Below are 17765 nucleotides of genomic sequence, written 5' to 3' on the forward strand. Positions count from 1 at the left end.
GTGTGTGGCCGATGTTGGATTTGAGGGAGCCGACTCCGAGCGGCCGGTCGGCCGGGCGGCCCGGTCCGAAGACCGCGGCCAGCGCCCGGCCCTCGATGGGGTCGCCGAGCCGCGTGCCGGTGCCGTGCGCCTCCACGTGGTCCAGGTCGTCCGGCCGGAGCCCGGCGGCGTCCAGCGCGGCGCGCAGCACCCGCTCCTGCGCCGGGCCGCTCGGGGCGCTGAGGCCCTGGCTGCGGCCGTCCTGGTTGATCGCCGACCCCTTGACGACCGCGAGGACCCGGTCGCCGTCCCGGCGTGCGTCCGCGAGTCGCTTGAGCAGCACCAGACCGCAGCCCTCGGCCCACACCACGCCGTCCGCGCCGGTCGAGAACGGGCTGCACCGCCCGGACGGCGACAGCGCGCGCAGCCTGCTGAACTCGACGTGTCCGCGCGGTGTCACCAGCAGCGTCGCGCCGCCCGCGAGCGCCAGGTCGCACTCGCCGCTCGCCAGCGCCCGCGCCGCCAGGTGCAGGGCGACGAGGGAGGAGGAGCAGGCGGTGTCGACGGTCACCGCCGGGCCCTGGAGGCCGAGGGTGTAGGCGATGCGCCCGGAGGCCACGCTGGACGCCGAGCCCGTGCCGACGTGCCCGTCGAGCCGGCCGAGTCCGGCCGAGGCCTGGTACCCGCTGTCGTACAGGCCGATGTAGACGCCCGTGGAGCTGCCGTTCAGCGTCCGCGGGACGATCCCGGCGCGCTCGGTCGCCTCCCAGGCGGTGTGCAGCAGCAGCCGCTGCTGGGGGTCCATGGCGGCGGCCTCGCGCGGTGAGATGCCGAAGAAGGCCGCGTCGAAACGGTCTGCCCCGGCCAGGAAGCCGCCGCGCAGGGTGTACGCCTTGCCGGTGGCCTCCGGATCGGGGTCGTAGAGCCCCTGGGTGTCCCAACGACCCGCGGGTACTTCGGAGATGGCGTCCTCGCCCGCGGCCAGCAGCCGCCACAGCGCCTCGGGGTCGTCGGCGCCGCCGGGGAAGCGGCAGGCCATGGAGATGATCGCGATGTCGTCGTCCGCCCGTACGGGCGTGTGCGCCGGCGTCGGGTCCGCCGCCACCGCGGCGGCGGGCCGTTCGAAGACCGCCCCGGCGAGCGCGGCGATCGTGGGGTGGTCGAAAACGAGGGACGGCTCCAGGGGCCGGCCGATCCGCGTGGAGAGTTCGGCGGCCAGGGTCACCAACTGGCGTGAGCCCAGCCCGAATTCGGCGATCGGTCGCCCGGGGCCGACGGCCAGCGGGTCGAGCCCGGCGGCCTCGGCGACGGCCGACGTCAGCCAGGCCCGCACACCCTCCAAGGTCGTGACGGACGTCTCGGGGGACTGCTTCGGGGGCTCGTTCGCAGGCATCTAGACAGGTGTCCTCGTGAACTCGGGCTCAGGCGATGTCAAGTACGGCCGACAGGGCTGGTACGCCCGGCGCGGCTGATGCGGCTGATGCGGCTGATGAGGTCGGCGCACGGCCGGTGTGCGGCGCATTCGCAAGACGTACGGCCGGGGGCACCCGGGCATGCGCCCCGTACGACCGTCGTGCCGCCGCCGACGCGCACGATCGCGTCGACAGCGGGCGATGTCATCCCGTGGCGGCCGCTGCGACCACGGAGAGGGCGCCGTCGAGGTACGCCGCCCGGGAGGCCCCGCGCTGGATCTTCCCGCTGGACGTCTTGGGAATGGTGCCGGGGTGGACCAGCACGACGTCGTGCACCGACAGGCCATGGGCCTCGCCGATCGCGCTGCGGATAAGGTCGGTGATCTTCTCGGACCCGCCCGGCACCTCCGGGTCCGTCTCGGCGACGATGACGGTCTGTTCGCCCTCGACCCCGCTGTCCACGGAGAACGCGGCGGTGCAGCCCGGCCGCAGCGCCGGGTGGGACATCTCGGCGGACAGCTCCAGGTCCTGCGGGTAGTGGTTGCGTCCGTCGATGACCATCAGGTCCTTGAGGCGTCCGGTGACGAACAGTTCGCCGTCACGCAGGAATCCGAGGTCGCCGGTCCGCAGAAAGCGGACGCTGCCGGTCTCGGGGCCCTTCAGTGTGGCCCGGAAGGTACCGCGGGTGGCGAGAGCGTTGCGCCAGTAGCCCTTGGCGACGCTCGCGCCGCCGACCCAGATCTCGCCGACCTCGCCCTCGGGCAGCTCCTCGTGCCGCTCGGGATCGGCGATCACCACAGTGACGCCGGGGCCGGGCCGGCCGGAGCCGACCGCCGCCGCGTCCGCCGCACCGGCGTGCGGCCCGGTCCCGGCGGCCTCGATCAGGGTGGCCGGGGCCTCCACCGAGCTGCCGGTGACCATCAGGGTGGCCTCGGCCAGGCCGTAGCACGGGTAGAGGGCCTCACGGCGGAAGCCGGCCGGGCCGAAGGTCTCGGTGAACCGCCGCAGGGTGGCGGCCCGCACCGGTTCGGCGCCGTTGAACGCGACCTTCCACCGGCTCAGATCGAGGCCCTCGAGCAGGTCGGGCGTGGCGTGCTTCAGACACAGCTCGTACGCGAAGTTGGGGCCGCCGCTGGTGTGCGGGCGGTAGCGGCTGAGGGCGGTCAGCCAGCGCTGGGGCTGTTGCAGGAAGTGCAGCGGCGAGAAGAGAGTGGCGGTCACGCCGAGGTAGACCGTGTTCAGGACCGGGCCGATGAGGCCCATGTCATGGTACACGGGCAGCCAGCTGACGAACAGTTCGTGGTCGTACTCCTCGATCGCGTCCGGGGTGTGGCCCATCCGCTCCGTGATGACCCGCTCGTTGTCCAGCAGGTTCCCGTGGGTCACCATCACGCCGCGGGGGGCGGCGGTGGAGCCGGAGGTGTACTGGAGGAAGGCGACCGAGTCGGCGGTGAGGCCGGGTTCGCGCCAGGAGCCGGCCGCCTCGTCGGGGATGTCCTCGGTGGCGACGCAGGTGATCCCGTCCAGTTCGGGCAGGTGTTCCGCCATGGTGCCCAGGGCGGAGATCACCTCACGGCCGCCCAGGATCACCTTGGCGTCCGCGTCGGCGATGAGGCGCTTCATCCGGGTCAGGGTGCGGTGGATCTGCGACCGCCCTTGCGGGGGCACGCCCGGCACGGCGACGACCCCGGCCGAGAGACAGCCCAGGTAGCCGCAGATGAACTCGAGGCCGGGCGGGTACAACAGCATGGCGCGGGAACCGGCCAGGCCGTGCTCCTGCAGCCAGGCGGCGATGGCCTGGGACCGGCGGGCCAGCCGCCCGTACGAGATGTCCTGCACCTCTCCGTCGCAGTCGCCGGTGACGAGGTAGCGGTACGCGGTCCGGTCGGGCTGTTGCGAGGCGTGCGTGGTCAGCAAATCGACCAGGGAACGAGCCATGTGACGAGTCTCACCTGTCTGGATACGTGGGCGAGGAAACGGGAGTTCGAGGGCCGCGTGGTGCGTACGCGCAGAAAGCCGTGGCGGCCTGGCTTCCTTGCCAGACCCGCCGTCTCGACCACCCACCCGAGGGGCGTGGCGAGGCCCCCACCGACTCCTCGCGCCCCCGTTACAGCTTGCTACCGATGAGTAACACGATAGCAAGTGCCACCGGCCCGGCAGACCAAACCCATGTAAACCCTGGGTATCAAACGGAATTGGGCGATCTGATGCCCCGTAGCGGAAAGGCACCACCGGCCACGACGCCGACGCCACGGCTCTCCGCGGGGTCTACTGGGGCGGATTGCCGTGCTTGCGGCTCGGCAGGGCGGCGGACTTGGCGCCGAGCATCGCCACGGCGCGACTGAGCACCCGCCGTGTGTCGCGCGGGTCGATGACGTCGTCGACGAGTCCTCGTTCGGCCGCGTAGTAGGGGTGGACCAGCTCGCTTCTGTACTCCTTGACCCTGTCCCGGCGCATGGCCTCGGGGTCGGCCGCTGCCGCGATCTCACGGCGGAAGACCACATTGGCCGCGCCCTCGGCGCCCATCACGGCGATCTCGTTGGTGGGCCAGGCGAGCGCGATGTCCGCGCCGATGGACCGGGAGTCCATGACGATGTACGCGCCTCCGTACGCCTTGCGCAGGACCACCGAGACACGGGGCACCGTGGCGTTGCAGTACGCGTACAGCAGCTTCGCGCCGCGCCGGATGATGCCCTCGTGCTCCTGGTCGATGCCCGGCAGGAAGCCCGGTACGTCGACCAGGGTGACCAGCGGGATGTTGAACGAGTCGCAGAACTGCACGAACCGCGCGCCCTTCTCGCTCGCCTTGATGTCCAGGACCCCGGCCAGCGACTGCGGCTGGTTGGCGACGATGCCGACCACATGGCCGTCGAGGCGGGCCAGCGCACAAATGATGTTGGTGGCCCAGGTCGCGTGGACCTCCATGACGTCACCGTTGTCGACGATCTCCTCGATCACCTCGAGCATGTCGTACGGGCGGTTGCCGTCGGCCGGGACGAGATCGAGCAGCGCGTCACCGGACCGGTCGGCCGGATCGCCGCTCGGCACGGCCGGCGGCAGTTCACGGTTGTTGGAAGGCAGAAGGGAGAGCAGATAACGCACCTCGGCGAGGCACGTCTCTTCGTCGTCGTGGACGAAGTGGGCCACTCCGGAGACACCCGCGTGCACGTCGGCGCCGCCCAGGCCGTTCTGGGTGATCTCCTCGCCCGTGACCGCCCTGACGACGTCCGGGCCGGTGATGAACATCTGTGAGATGTCCCGTACGGCGAAGACGAAGTCCGTCAGGGCCGGACTGTAGGCCGCGCCGCCCGCGCACGGCCCGAGCATGACCGAGATCTGCGGGATGACGCCGGACGCCTTGGTGTTGCGCTGGAAGATGCCGCCATATCCGGCGAGGGCGCTCACTCCCTCCTGGATGCGCGCGCCGGCGCCGTCGTTGAGCGAGACGAGCGGTGCGCCCGCCGCGATGGCCATGTCCATCAGTTTGTGGATCTTCTGAGCATGTGCCTCGCCCAGCGCACCACCGAAGATCCGGAAGTCGTGCGCGTACACGAAGACCGTGCGTCCTTCGACGGTGCCCCAGCCCGTGATCACACCGTCCGTGTACGGCCTCTTCGACTCGAGGCCGAAGCCGGTCGCCCGGTGCCGCCGCAGCGCCTCGACCTCGGTGAAGCTCCCTTCGTCCAGCAGCAGTCCGATACGCTCACGCGCGGTCAGCTTGCCCTTCGTGTGCTGGCGCTCGGTGGCCCTCGGATCGGGTCCCGCGAGGACCAGCTCCTTGATCTTCCTCAACTCGTCGAGCCGGTCCATGGACTGGGCCGGAGCTTCCGTGCGGGTCATGGTGTTCCCCTCTCCCTCTCGTCACTCTCGCTCTCCCGGTTCTCATGTCCGGCGGTGTGCCGGCTGCGGCTCGTGCACCCGCAACACCGTCCGCGCAGAAGCCCCCATGCCGGCGATACGGCCGGCCGGGTCCTTGGCGTACAGCCAGTCGGCGGGCAGTGCGCGGATGACCGCGTGGCAGTCATCGTCGACGGGCAGAGCGGCAGCGGCGACATGGCCCGGGCCTGCGGGCAGATTGCGCACCAGCCAGCCCGGTGGCCGTTCACCGGCCGCGTACTCGCCCAGGTAGTCGGTGCGGGCCCCGCGCGTGAGTCCGGTGCCGAGCCCCTTCAGATACGCCTCCTTGCGCACCCACAGCCGCGCGAAGGCCAGGTTCCGGTCCTGTGCCGGAAGCCGGCGCAGTTCGAGCCGTTCCGCCGGATGCAACGCCGGCAGGCACAGTTCGGTGGTCTGCGTCGACGGGATCTTCTGGACGTCGGCCCCCAGCCGGACGGCGGCCACCGCGATCAGGGCCAGGCCTTGGCTGTGCGAGAGCGAGAACTGCGGTGCGTCCGGCGTGTCGCGAAGGACGGGGCGGCCGTGCGGGGCACCGCAGCCGGGGCAGGGCTCCCGGCCGAAGGACAGCCGGTCCGGGGCGATTCCCGTGTACGCGGCCATGATCCGGCGCAGCCCGATGTGTGCCGCCACGTACAGCAGCCGGTCGGACGGCCTGCGGAGCGCGGCGGCCCGTCGTGTCTCGTTCACGTCGAGTTCACCGGTGGGCAGCTCGCGTACCGAGCCTGGAGGGCGCAGCAGCCACAGATGCAGCTCCGCGGCCCCGACGGCGAGAGCGGTGAGGGTCGTCATGGGGGGGCTTCCCGCGGTCGACCGGGGCGGGACGTGCACATCCGCCGGCGGCGAGGCGGTGCGCCTGTGCCCGGGGCCTGTCCGGAGGCGGTCGGCCGCTGCGGCGGCGAGGGCCGCCGTCAGCGAGATCAGCCCGCCCACGTAGAGCCCGGAGCGCGCGCCCAGGTGCTCGGCCAGCAGGCCGACGAAAAGCGCGCCGAGCGGCACCGAGCCCTGGAGGATCAGCGTGTAGAGGGCCATGACCCGGCCGCGGTACCGGGGATCGCTGCCGAGCTGGATCCGGTGGTTGGCGGCCTGCGCGAAGTACATCGAGGCGAAGCCCGTGAGGGCCAGGAGCACCAGCGCCGACGTGAAGCCGGGCGCCCATCCGGCCGCTGTCTCGAGAAGGCCGAACGCGAAGGCGGAAGCCGTCACCGCGCGGGCGGACGGGCGGCCCCGCCGGGCGGTGCCCGCGAAGGCCGCGAGCAGCGAACCCGCGGCGAGCGCGGTGGTGAGCAGGCCGAAGGAGGCCGCGTCGGTGTGGAACACCGTCTTCGCCATGAGCGGCAGGGTGAGCTGCAGGTTGAGGCCGAACAGACCGACCACCGCCACGAGGGCGAGCGTCAGCACAAGGTCCGGCCGGGTCCTCAGATGCGTCAGCCCGTCGATGACGCGGAGGTGCGTGGCAGGGCGTGTGCTTCGTCGTAGTTCCGCCACCCGCATTCCGCGCAGCCCCGCGACCGTCGCCAGGTAGCTCGCCGCGTTGAGCAGCATGACCGGTCCGGTGCCGGCCACGCTGATGAGCAGCCCGGCGAGGGCCGGCCCGAGTACCCGGGCGACATTGAAGTACGCGGCGCTCAGGGCCGAGGCGTTGGGCAGCAGCTCGGCGCCGACGAGCTCGCTGACGAAGGCCATCCGGGTCGGGATCTCCACCGCGTTGACGATGCCGAGGGCCAGCGCGAACCCGTACAGATGCCACAGCCCGGCCGTGCCGGTGAGGACCAGCAGCGCGAGCACGAGGGCGAGCAGCCCGGAGACGAGGTTGGCGGCGGTGAGCAGGGCGCGCTTGTCATGGCGGTCCGCAAGCCCTCCGCCGTACAGGGTGAGCAGGAGCAGGGGAGTGAACTGCATGGCGGTCACCGTGGCCAGGGCCGCGCTCGAGTCCCCGGTCAGCTCCAGGACGAGCCAGTCCTGGGCCACGACCATCATCCAGGTACCCGTCACGGACGCGATCTGCCCAGTCGCGAAGAGCCGGAAGTTGCGTACGGACAGGGAGCGGAAGGTGATGGCGAGCGTCTTGCGCACGAACCCGGTCCCGCGCAGGAACCGGGGGGTCACGTTCCGTCCCGCCGCAGCAGGCATTCCTCCAGGAAGCCGAGAGCCCGCAGATGGTACGAGCGGGCCGCCCAGCCCAGGCTGATGTTGTGGCCGGCGTCCGGCTGCCGGTCGACGATCGTGCGCGGTGCGGACGTCAGCCTGGCCGTCAGGTCGGCCAGGGCGGGACGGTCGTGGCACCACCAGTGCTCGTGCTCGGCGAAGGTGAACCGGACGGGCGCCTGGATCCGCGGAGCGAGTTCGTCGAACGCCTCCGGCCAGCGCTCGGCGGCCCACCGCTCACGTGGCGGCACGGGGGCGACCAGCGCGCTGCTGGACTGGAACGTGTCGGGCGGATAGAGATCCAGCCGGCCCCAGTGCCGCTTCCAGTGCGTGCGTACGAGCGCGTCGGGCAGCTCTTCCGGCCGTACGGCGTACCGATGGCCGCAACCCGAGATGTCGAGGCCGAGCAGACGGGGCCAGGACTCGTCCGCCGCGCCGGTCAGGGCGAGTTTGCCGCCGAAGGAGTGGGCGAGGAGGTACAGGCCCTGGCCCGTGGCGAACCGGGAGCCGAAGTCCTCCAGCGCCGCGCGCAGCGTGCGGGCCTGCTCCGCGAGGGTCTGGCCCTCGCGGAGCAGGGCGGCGGAGTGCCCGTAGCCCGGACGGTCCACGGCGAGGACCGTGAAGCCGAGCCGGGCGCCGAGGGTGAGCAGCGACAGATCGGGATGGGCCCGACCGTCGAAGTACCCGGCGCTCATGCCCGCCCCGTGCAGGGCCACCACGGTCGCACGCGCGGGCATGTGCTCCGGCTCGTGGAGGAGGGCGGACAGCGTGATACCGGCCGCGTCCAGGGCGATGGGGCGTACCCGGTGGGACAGAGCCTCTGTCGCCGTGGCCATCGGCGCTAGACCGTCACCGGCGCGCCGAACCAGCGTCGCAGCGCCGCCTCCGGCCCGTCGGGTTCGCCGGACGGGCCGCTCGACGCGTCGTCGGCCGGACCGGCAGCCGCCCAGACCACGTATCCGTCGGGCCGGACCAGCAGCGCCCGTGCCCCCGCGAAGGCACCGTCCGCCTCCGGCGCCGCGGTCGCGACGACGACACGGTCCTTCCAGCCCGCCGCGGTGGCACGCACCCCGGCATCGTCGGTGAGGTCGAGCAGTACGCCCTGGGCCCGGTGCAGCAGCTGCATCGTGCCGGTCGCACCCGTCGCACCGCGCAGTGGGCGGGGCGGAACGCGGCGCCCCAGCAGCGGGTTGCCGCCGGAGCCGACGTCGTAGCGGATGTCGAGGCCGCTGACGACACCCGCGAGATGCCGTTTGACGTCGTCGAGGGCGATCAGCTCGGTGAACAGCTCGCGCAGCGGATCGGCCTCGTCGCCGCCGAGGAACACCTGGCCCTGGGCACGGGTGTTCATCAGCAGCCGCGCGCCGACCGGGTGCCGCTCGCTGTGGTATGTGTCCAGCAGGCCGTCCGGTGCCCAGCCCTGGATCACGGCCGCGAGCTTCCAGCCGAGATTGACCGCGTCCTGTACGCCGGTACTCAACCCCTGGCCGCCGGCCGGGAGATGGATGTGGGCCGCGTCCCCGGCGAGCAGCACGCGCCCCCGGCGGTACGTGCCGACCTGGCGGGTCGCGTCGGTGAACGAGCTGACCCAGTCGGCGCCCCCACCGTGGATGGACTCGCCGGTGATGCGCTCCCAGGCGTCGGCGACCTCGGCGAAGCTCACGGACTCGGCGCGCTCGGCCGCCGGAGTGCCGTGCGGGCAGACGATGATGCGGTCCACTCCTTCACCCAGCGGAGCGGCCATCACCATGCCGCCGGGCAGCCGCTCGCCCAGGAAGCGAGGGCGGAGGCCGCAGCCGACGACGTCGGCGAGGTACATCGTACGGGTGGCCGGGGTCCCGGGGAAGTCGAACCCCGCCGCCTTGCGGACCGTGCTCTGCCCGCCGTCGCAGCCCACGAGGTAGGCGGCCCGCAGCCGCTGGACGCCCTGCTCGGTGGCCGCGGTGATCTCGACGCCGTCGCCGTCGTCGGTCAGCTCCACGAGCTCCCAGCCGCGCCGTATGTCCACCCCCAGGCCGGTCGCCCACTGCTCCAGGACCGCTTCCGTACGGGACTGCGGGACACCGCGGGCACCGAAGTGGGCGTCCTCCAGGACGGTGTAGTCGAACTGAACGCCACCGAAATGACCCAACGGACTCGTCTCCAGGCCGCCGAACATCGGCAGCAGACCACGCTGGTCGAACACTTCCATGGCGCGCGCCGTGAAACCCAGCCCGCGGGACTGTCCGGTGGGTTCGCTCAGGCGCTCCACCACCACGACGCGGGCTCCGCCGAGGCGCAGTTCCCCGGCGAGCATCAGACCGGTCGGGCCCGCGCCGGCAACGATCACATCCGTATCCACAACTCTCCCTCTCTCTTCTGTGTCCGGAGGCCCGGCCTCCGCGTCTGGGACCTGATCCGCCCGACAGGCGCTAGAGGCCCGGCTCGGGCGGGCCGAACCAGCGCACCAGAGCGCGGCGTACGCCGTACTGCTGGGAGCCGATCCAGGCGATGTGGCCGTCCGGCCTGACCAGAACGGCGTCGATGCCCCGCAGCGGACCGTCGGGGCCGGCGCGGGCGACGACGGTGGTGACACGGTCGGCCCAGAGCCTGGCCAGCCACCGCAGATGCGCGTTCGACACCGGCGCGAGGTCGAGCAGGACGCCCCGCCCGGAGCGCAGCAGGGCCGCCGTGGTGACCGCCCCCTCCCGTGTGTCCAGCTCCAGATGCGGGAGCGAGGAGCCGAGCAGCGGATGGCTGCCGTATCCGACCGGGTAGCGGACGTCCAGTCCGGTGATCAGGCCGGCCAGGTGCTCGCGGGTGGCGTCCGCCGTGATGAGCTCGCCGAGCAGCGCACGTACCGGTTCGACCTCTTCGCCACCGAGCAGCAGCTCGGTCTGCGCCCTGATGTTGGCCAGTACGCGGCTTCCCGCCTTGTGCCGTTCGCTGTGGTAGCTGTCGAGTAGGCCGCTGGGGGGTCTGGGACCGACCTGGAGTGCGAGCTTCCAGCCGAGATTGGCCGCGTCCTGGAGGCCCAGATTGAGGGCCTGGCCACCGCTCGGCATCTGCTGGTGCGCGGCGTCCCCGGCGAACAGGACGCGACCCTGGCGGTAGCGGGACAGCTGACGGTTGGCATCGCCGAAGGCATTGACCCACAACGGGGTTCCGCCACTGAGGTCCTCGCCGGTCACCCGCTTCCAGCAGTCGATGACCTCGGTGAACTCCGGTGCGGCGGTGCGCTGCCCCGCAGGCCTGCCGAACTCGTGCACCATCACCCGCGTCACACCGTCCTCGCGGCGGGCGGCGATCGCGAGCCCCCGGTCCAGCCTCTCGAAGCGCCGGCCCGGAATGTCGACACCCGCCACGTCCGCCCGCAGCAGCTCACGGCGGGCCGGCAGACCGGGGAACGCGACCCCCGTCAGCCGGCGCACGGTGCTCTCCTCCCCGTCGCAGCCGACCACATACGCGGCCCGCAGCCGCCGGACGCCCGTCGAGGTCCTGGCCGTCACCTCCACGTACCCGCCGTGGTCGGACAGTCCGACCAGCTCCCAGCCGCGCATCAGCCGCGCCCCCGACGACACCGCCCGGTCCTGCAGCAGCGCCTCGGTCCGGGTCTGCGGGACCTTCCACTGGCCCGGGTAGCGGCTGGGCATCGTCAGATCCATGGGGATGCCGCCGAAATGGCCTCGCGGCTCGTTGGGCGGGGTGCCGAGGGCCGTCAGCAGACCGCGGCTGTCGAAGAGTTCCATGGTGCGCGCGTGCAGGGTGGAGGCCCTCGACTCCGTGGTGGGCGTCTCCCGGCGTTCGAGTACGGTCACCTCGGCCCCGCCGAGGCGCAGTTCGCCGGCGAGGAAGAGGCCGACCGGGCCCGCTCCGACGACGACGACCTGCGTGTCGAGAGTCGTCGGGGTCATCGGGGCCGTCGGGACCGTATGGGAGAGCGGCAGGTCAGAGCTGCCCGGCCCGTACCCGCTGTCCTCGCTGTCCTCGTTGCCCTCAGTGTTTTCGGTGACCGCGGACATGGTCAGCGGGACTTCTCGGCGTAGGTCTTGGCGTGCGCCAAGGTGGCTTTGCTGTTGGTGCTCAGCGCGCCGTGGACGTACTGCCTGGCATCGGCGACGGTGGCGTCGGCACCGAGGATCCGGGAGATGTTCCCGGGGTTCAGTACAACCGTGTGCTGCGAGCGGGCGGCCACGCCGCTGTCGCTCTCCTCGAAGGTCCAGTAGCCGGTGTGCAGGGTCATCAGGGCCGGGAGAGTCACCTGCTTGTAGGCGATTCCCCGGTGCGGGAAGGTCACCCGGTACGACTTGGTGGTGTGGGTGGAGCCGTTTTTGGCGCGGGTGTCCATCTCCAGGGTCTGCAGGCCCGGGGTGTCCTCATCGAGGCGGACCCTGGCCACGTGCGGCAGCCGTTCGGACCACAGGTGCGCCTCGTTGATGAAGTCGTAGACATCCTTGGCCGAGCCGTCGATGTGCACCGTGTCCTCGAACGAGAAGGTCAACTCGCGTGATGCATGTGCGAGTTCGACGTTGTGCTTCAGGGCGCCCAGTTCGGAATGCGAGTTGCGGTCCACTGCCTTGTCGATCCAGTCCAGTCCCTCCGGGCTGTCGTCGACGGCCCTGAACTCGTGCAGCAGGCGCACGCGTGACTCGCTGTCCGACAGCGCCTCGACGACCCATGCGCCGCCCATCGAGGCGACCGGCGGGGCGGAGACCTCCTGCTGGAAGTTGATCCGGAGCTTCTCGGGCTCCAGCAGACGACGGGAGGACCAGCTCTTGGCCTCGCCGTTGGCGGTGGCCCAGATGCGTATGCGCTCCTCGCGTTCCCCCTTCTCGATGTGGTCGACGTAGATGGTCGGCGGGAAGATCTGCGGCCAGTTCTGTACGTCGGCGATCAGCAGGTAGACGGAATCGGCGGGGGCCGAGACGGTGATTTCGTGCTCGACCTGGCGCAGGCCCGGTTGCGACATGATCGGACTCCTCGTCCGGGATGGGGGTTCGGGATCAGAAGGTGCCGGGGCTCAGAAGTTGCCGAGGCCGCCGCAGACGTTGATCGCCTGGGCGGTGACGGAGGCCGCGGTGTCGGAGGCCAGATAGCCGACCATTCCGGCGACCTCGTCGGGGGTGGAGTAGCGGCCGAGCGGGATCTTCGCCCGGAACTTCGCGAGGATCGCGTCCTCGCTCGTGTCGTAGGCGGCCGCGTACCCCTGGCGCACCCGCTGCGCCATAGGGGTCTCGACATACCCGGGGCAGACGGCGTTGACCGTGATCCCGGTCGGGGCGAGCTCGTTGCCGAGCGCCTTGGTGAAACCGACGACGCCGTGCTTCGACGCGGAGTACGGAGCACCGAGGACGACGCCCTGCTTGCCGGCCGTGGAGGCGATGTTGATGATCCGGCCCCAGCGCTTGTCCCGCATGCCGCCGGTGTTGAGTACCTCGCGGGTCGTGCGGAAGACGCTGTTGAGGTTGGTGTCGATGACGTCGTGCCACAGCTCGTCGGCGATGTCGGCGGTGACGCCGCCACCACTGCGGCCGGCGTTGTTGACCAGGACATCGATGGTTCCGAACCGGTCCACGGCGGCCACGACGAACGCGTGAACCGCCTCGATGGAGCGGACGTCGACGGCGGTTCCGTCGACCCCCAGCCCTTCCTCCTGCAACTGCTTGACGGTCGAGGCGACGTTGTCGGCGTCGCGGGCGCCGATGAAGACCTGGTGGCCCTGTGCGGCCAGGCGCCGTGCTGTCGCCAGGCCGATCCCGCTGGTGGCCCCGGTGACCAGGGCGACCCGCTGCTCCTGCTGCGGCATTTCTCTCTCCTGTTACGTGGACGGTGCCGGGCGGATGCCGACTGCCGGGTGGGGGATCCCGGCAGCCGGCAGCATGGGGTCAGGCAACGGCGTCGGCGGTCGCTGCCAGCTGGGCGTTGACGGCCTCGATCAGGGACCGGGGCGTGGGGGTGTCGGCGAGCGCGTCGTCGTCGAGCGTGATGCCGTACTCGCGCTCGATGCGGCCACCCGTCTCGAGCAGGGCGAGCGACTCGTAACCGAGCTCCTCGAAGCCCGTGTCGAGAATGTCGCCGTCGAGGTCCACGCCTTCTTCCGCGCCGGCGCCCTCGAGCAGGATGCGCTTGAGGTCGTCGAGGGTGAACTGCTGGGGTTCCACGTGGTGGTCCTTTCCTTCGTCGTGCCTTGTGTGCACTGGTTCACTGGGTGCTCGGTGAGCACGCCGCCCCTCAGGTGCGGCGCCGGGACCGGTCGCCGGCCCGGACCACGACGGCCGAGTTGAACCCGCCTTGGCCCCGGGCCAGGACGAGGGCCGTTCGCACGTCGGCCTCGCGGGGCCGGTCGACGACCAGGTCCAGGCCGTAGGCGGGGGCCGGTTCGACATTCACGGTCGGCGGTATCACGCCCTCGCCCATGGCCAGGAAGGCGGCGGCCAGATCGAGGGGGGCGGCGCCCGAGTAGAGACGGCCGGTCATGGTCTTGGGGGCGGTGACGGGAACGCCCCCGGCGCCGAACACATCGGTGATCGCCTGAGCCTCGACTCGGTCGAGTTCGGGGACAGCCGCCCCGTCCGCGAACACCACGTCGATCTCGTCCGGTCGCACGCGAGCATCGTCCAGGGCCAGTTGAATCGATCTGCGCAGGCCCGGTTCACGTGCGCTGCCCGGCTTCGGGTCGAAGGTCGCGCCGTACCCTGCGATCTCTCCGTAGATCCGCGCCCCACGGGTCAGTGCCGACCGGGCCTCCTCCAGTACGAGCAGCGCGCCGCCCTCACCCGGCACATGTCCCCGTGCCGCGCTGTCGAAGGGCAGATAGGCGCGGGTCGGCTCGTCGCTGGTGCTGAGCCGGTCGCCTGCGAGCTGGGCGACCCAGCCCCAGGGGCAGATCGAGGCGTCGACGGCACCGGAGACGATCAGGCCGGTCCCCTTGCGGATCTGCCGGCGGGCCTGGGCCACGGCGTCGAGCCCGCCCGCCTGGTCGGTGACGACCACGCTGCTGGGGCCCTTCATGCCGTTCCGGATGGAGATCTGGCCGCTGTTGACCGCGTAGAACCAGGCGAAGGACTGGTACGCGCTGACGTACTGGCTGCCCCGGCTCCACAGGTTCTCCAGTTCTCCCTGGCCGAACTCGAAGCCGCCGGAGGAGCTCGCGGTGACCACGCCCATGTCGAACTCGGGGAGCTCGGCGGGGCGTACGCCCGCATCCCGCAGAGCCCAGTCCGCGGCCACCAGAGCGAGTCGGGTCATCCGGTCGGTCTGGGGGAGCAGCCGGCTCGGCAGGTGCTCCTCGGCCGTGAACCCGGGGATCTCGCCCGCGAGCCTGGCCGGGTACTGCTCGGGTGCGAAGCGGGTGATGCGGCCGATGCCGCTCTTGCCGCCGAGCGTCGCCGTCCAGTAGTCCTGGGTTCCCAGGCCGTTGGGCGCGGTCACGCCCAGTCCCGTCACCACCACCGAGGTGGTCATGCGATGCTCCTCTCCGGCCGGGCCAGCACCATCGCGCTCTGGAATCCGCCGAAACCGCTGCCCACCGACAGGACCGCGTCGGTGAGCTGGTCGCGTGCGGTGAGCGGTACGTAGTCGAGGTCGCAGTCCGGGTCCGGTGTGTGCAGGTTCGCCGTGGGCGGTACCACGTTGTTCTCCATGGCCAGGGCGGATGCGGCGATCTCGATGGAACCGATGGCTCCCAGCGAGTGACCGACCATCGACTTGATGGAGCTCACCGGTGTCCGGTAGGCGTGGTCGCCCAGGCTCTTCTTGAAGGCCGCGGTCTCGTGCCGGTCGTTCTGCTTGGTGCCGGAGCCGTGGGCGTTGATGTAGTCGATGACCTCGACGTTCATCCGTGCCTCGTCGAGCGCCACCCGGATCGCCTCGGCCATCTCCGCACCGTCGGGCCGCAGCCCGGTCATGTGGTACGCGTTGCTGCGCGTGGCGTAGCCGGCGATCTCGGCGTAGATGTGGGCGCCTCGTTGCCGGGCGCTCTCCAGCTCTTCCAGGACGAACACCGCGGCGCCCTCGCCGAGGACGAAGCCGTTGCGGGTTCCGTCGAACGGCCGCGAGGCGTGCTCCGGGTCGTCGTGCCGGGGTGTGGTCGCCTTGATCGCGTCGAAGCACGCCATGGTGATAGGGGAGATCGGTGCGTCGGAGGAACCGGCGATCATGATGTCGGCCGAGCCCTCCCGGATCAGGTCGACCGCGTAGCCGACGGAGTCGATGCCGGAGGTGCAGCCGGTCGACACCACGGTGCTCGGGCCTTCCGCGCCGACCGCCCAGGCCACCTCGGCCGCGAAGGAGCTGGGGACCAGGAAGTTGTACAGGTGCGGTACGGCGTACTCGTGGTCCACCAGGTGGAGGCGGCCACCGTCGCTGACGATCCGGTACTCCTGGTCGAGCCCCATCGTCGCGCCGACCGCGCTGCCGACGGTGACGCCCACGCGGTGCGGGTCGAACGTGCTCAGGTCGATGCCGCTGTCGGCGACGGCGCCGCGCGCGGCGACCACGGCGAACTGGGCGGCCCGGTCCATCCGCCTGACTTCCTGCGGTGTCAGGCCGTATGCCTCGGGGTCGAAGTCGATCTCCGCGGCCACCTGGGAGCGGAAGGGGGTGGGGTCGAAGAAGGTGATCCTGCGCGTAGCGGTACGGCCTTCGCTGATCAGGTTCCAGAACTCCTCCCTGCCGGCGCCACCGGGTGCCAGAACCTCGATCCCCGTGATGACGACTCGACGCCCGGTCATATGGAGGCCTCCCAGGTGTAGAAGCGGGTCGCCATCGCGTCGGCCGGCGAGCGCCATGTCGCGGGGTCGTACGCCTGGATGAACGGCTTCAGGTCTTCGCTGATCCTGATGAAGCGTTCGTCCGTCTTCGCTCGTTCGATGAGCTCGCCGCCGTTGTCCACCTCGAAGTCCTGCAGATGGAAGTAGAGCCCCTGGTAGTGGAAGAGCTGGCGGCGTCGCGTGCCCATGAGGTGAGGCATCCGGGTGTCGTCGAAGTCGGCGAACAGTTTGGCGACATCGGCATGCGATCCGGGGTTCATCCGCGCCACGATCAAGGTGCTGTGCATGAGGTTTCTCTCCTTCGGAGTGGAATGTCCACCGGGCTCGGACAGTTCGTGCTGACCGGCGCGCGACGCATCGCACGGCGCGTGTGCATGACGTTGTGTCAGTTCTTGATCTCGCAGATCACGGCGCCGGAGGTGAGGGAGGCGCCGGCTTCGGCCGACAGGCCCTTGATGGTGCCGGAGCGGTGCGCGTTGAGGGGCTGTTCCATCTTCATCGCTTCGAGGACGACGACGAGGTCGCCCTCGTTGACCTGCTGGCCCTCCTCGACGGCGACCTTGACGATGGTGCCCTGCATCGGGGAGGCGAGGGTGTCGCCGGACGCGGCCGTGGTGGACTTCTTCGCGGCGCGGCGCTTGGGCTTGGCGCCGCCGGCCGCGGCGGTGCGGGCCAGGGTCATGCCCAGCGAGGAGGGCAGCGACACTTCGAGACGCTTGCCGCCGACCTCGACGACGACCGTCTCGCGGCCGGGCTCGTCCTCCACCTCGGTCTCGGCCGGCGCGGCGAACGGCTTGATCTCGTTGACGAACTCCGTCTCGATCCATCGGGTGTGGACGCGGAACGGGTCGCTGGTGAAGGCGGGGTCGGTGACCACGGCGCGGTGGAAGGGGATGGCGGTGGCCATGCCCTCGACGTTGAACTCGGCCAGCGCACGGGCCGCGCGCTGCAGGGCCTGCTCACGGGTGGCGCCGGTGACGATCAGCTTGGCGAGCAGGGAGTCCCAGGCCGGGCCGATCACGCTGCCGGACTCGACACCGGCGTCCAGGCGGACACCGGGGCCGGTCGGCGGCGCGAAGGTCGTCACCGTGCCCGGGGCGGGCAGGAAGTTACGGCCCGGGTCCTCGCCGTTGATGCGGAACTCGAAGGAGTGACCGCGCAGCGCGGGGTCGTCGTAACCGAGCTGCTCGCCGTCGGCGATGCGGAACATCTCGCGCACGAGGTCGATGCCGGTGACCTCTTCGGTGACCGGGTGCTCGACCTGCAGACGGGTGTTGACCTCCAGGAAGGAGATCGTGCCGTCGGTGCCGACGAGGAACTCGACGGTGCCGGCGCCGACGTAGCCGGCCTCCTTGAGGATGGCCTTGGAGGCCCGGTACAGCTCCGCGTTCTGCTCCTCGCTGAGGAACGGAGCGGGGGCTTCTTCGACCAGCTTCTGGTGGCGGCGCTGGAGCGAGCAGTCACGGGTGGAGACGACGACGACGTTGCCGTGCTGGTCGGCCAGGCACTGGGTCTCCACGTGGCGCGGCTTGTCCAGGTAGCGCTCGACGAAGCACTCGCCGCGGCCGAACGCGGCGACGGC

14 protein-coding genes are annotated in these 17765 nt (G+C 71.1%); all 14 read right to left on the reverse strand.

Going from position 1 to position 17765, the window contains the following annotated elements; genetic code table 11:
- Positions 1–1372, reverse strand: a 1372-nt coding sequence (locus ACWGI8_RS20355; protein ID WP_453662725.1) for a type I polyketide synthase, incomplete at its 3' end; no start/stop codon positions are given.
- Positions 1373–1595: 223 nt separating this feature from the next.
- On the reverse strand, positions 1596–3329 hold the full coding sequence (locus ACWGI8_RS20360; RefSeq protein ID WP_453662727.1) for a fatty acyl-AMP ligase: 1734 nt from the start codon (positions 3327–3329) through the stop codon (positions 1596–1598).
- Positions 3330–3659: 330 nt separating this feature from the next.
- Positions 3660–5201: an acyl-CoA carboxylase subunit beta gene (locus tag ACWGI8_RS20365; protein WP_453662746.1), complete on the reverse strand. Its 1542-nt coding sequence runs from the start codon at positions 5199–5201 to the stop codon at positions 3660–3662.
- Positions 5202–5273: 72 nt separating this feature from the next.
- The gene (locus ACWGI8_RS20370; protein WP_453662729.1) at positions 5274–7394 is read right to left on the reverse strand and encodes an MFS transporter; all 2121 of its coding nucleotides are present in this window, start codon (positions 7392–7394) and stop codon (positions 5274–5276) included.
- A complete protein-coding gene (locus ACWGI8_RS20375; protein ID WP_453662731.1) occupies positions 7391–8269 on the reverse strand; it encodes an alpha/beta hydrolase in 879 nt (292 codons plus the stop codon). The genes ACWGI8_RS20370 and ACWGI8_RS20375 overlap by 4 nt, the downstream gene beginning before the upstream one ends.
- A 5-nt stretch (positions 8270–8274) precedes the next feature.
- Positions 8275–9774: an FAD-dependent monooxygenase gene (locus ACWGI8_RS20380; RefSeq protein ID WP_453662733.1), complete on the reverse strand. Its 1500-nt coding sequence runs from the start codon at positions 9772–9774 to the stop codon at positions 8275–8277.
- Positions 9775–9844: 70 nt separating this feature from the next.
- Positions 9845–11326 (reverse strand): FAD-dependent monooxygenase, encoded by a 1482-nt coding sequence (locus tag ACWGI8_RS20385; protein ID WP_453662748.1) that lies wholly within the window; start codon positions 11324–11326, stop codon positions 9845–9847.
- 110 nt (positions 11327–11436) lie between these two features.
- Positions 11437–12381, reverse strand: a complete 945-nt coding sequence (locus tag ACWGI8_RS20390; RefSeq protein ID WP_453662735.1) for an aromatase/cyclase — start codon at positions 12379–12381, stop codon at positions 11437–11439.
- A 51-nt stretch (positions 12382–12432) separates the two neighbouring features.
- The gene (fabG, locus tag ACWGI8_RS20395; RefSeq protein WP_453662737.1) at positions 12433–13218 is read right to left on the reverse strand and encodes a 3-oxoacyl-ACP reductase FabG; all 786 of its coding nucleotides are present in this window, start codon (positions 13216–13218) and stop codon (positions 12433–12435) included.
- 79 nt (positions 13219–13297) lie between these two features.
- A complete protein-coding gene (locus tag ACWGI8_RS20400) occupies positions 13298–13573 on the reverse strand; it encodes an acyl carrier protein (RefSeq protein ID WP_453662738.1) in 276 nt (91 codons plus the stop codon).
- Positions 13574–13643: 70 nt separating this feature from the next.
- Positions 13644–14876, reverse strand: coding sequence for a ketosynthase chain-length factor (locus ACWGI8_RS20405; protein ID WP_453662740.1), 1233 nt, complete (start codon positions 14874–14876; stop codon positions 13644–13646).
- The gene (locus ACWGI8_RS20410; protein ID WP_453662741.1) at positions 14873–16144 is read right to left on the reverse strand and encodes a beta-ketoacyl-[acyl-carrier-protein] synthase family protein; all 1272 of its coding nucleotides are present in this window, start codon (positions 16142–16144) and stop codon (positions 14873–14875) included. The genes ACWGI8_RS20405 and ACWGI8_RS20410 overlap by 4 nt, the downstream gene beginning before the upstream one ends.
- On the reverse strand, positions 16141–16470 hold the full coding sequence (locus ACWGI8_RS20415; RefSeq protein ID WP_453662743.1) for a TcmI family type II polyketide cyclase: 330 nt from the start codon (positions 16468–16470) through the stop codon (positions 16141–16143). The genes ACWGI8_RS20410 and ACWGI8_RS20415 overlap by 4 nt, the downstream gene beginning before the upstream one ends.
- A gap of 98 nt (positions 16471–16568) precedes the next feature.
- The coding region (locus ACWGI8_RS20420; protein WP_453662745.1) for an ATP-binding protein at positions 16569–17765 on the reverse strand (1197 nt) is incomplete at its 5' end.

The organism is Streptomyces sp. NPDC054841 (genome assembly GCF_053611045.1).

Bases quoted from the DNA above. Each gene is read 5' to 3' on its own strand.
- ACWGI8_RS20360 (WP_453662727.1), bottom strand. From the start codon at position 3,329: ATGGCTCGTTCCCTGGTCGATTTGCTGACCACGCACGCCTCGCAACAG.
- ACWGI8_RS20365 (WP_453662746.1), bottom strand. From the start codon at position 5,201: ATGGACCGGCTCGACGAGTTGAGGAAGATCAAGGAGCTGGTCCTCGCG.
- ACWGI8_RS20375 (WP_453662731.1), bottom strand. From the start codon at position 8,269: ATGGCCACGGCGACAGAGGCTCTGTCCCACCGGGTACGCCCCATCGCC.
- ACWGI8_RS20385 (WP_453662748.1), bottom strand. From the start codon at position 11,326: ATGACCCCGACGACTCTCGACACGCAGGTCGTCGTCGTCGGAGCGGGC.
- ACWGI8_RS20390 (WP_453662735.1), bottom strand. From the start codon at position 12,381: ATGTCGCAACCGGGCCTGCGCCAGGTCGAGCACGAAATCACCGTCTCG.
- fabG (WP_453662737.1), bottom strand. From the start codon at position 13,218: ATGCCGCAGCAGGAGCAGCGGGTCGCCCTGGTCACCGGGGCCACCAGC.
- ACWGI8_RS20405 (WP_453662740.1), bottom strand. From the start codon at position 14,876: ATGACCACCTCGGTGGTGGTGACGGGACTGGGCGTGACCGCGCCCAAC.
- ACWGI8_RS20410 (WP_453662741.1), bottom strand. From the start codon at position 16,144: ATGACCGGGCGTCGAGTCGTCATCACGGGGATCGAGGTTCTGGCACCC.
- ACWGI8_RS20415 (WP_453662743.1), bottom strand. From the start codon at position 16,470: ATGCACAGCACCTTGATCGTGGCGCGGATGAACCCCGGATCGCATGCC.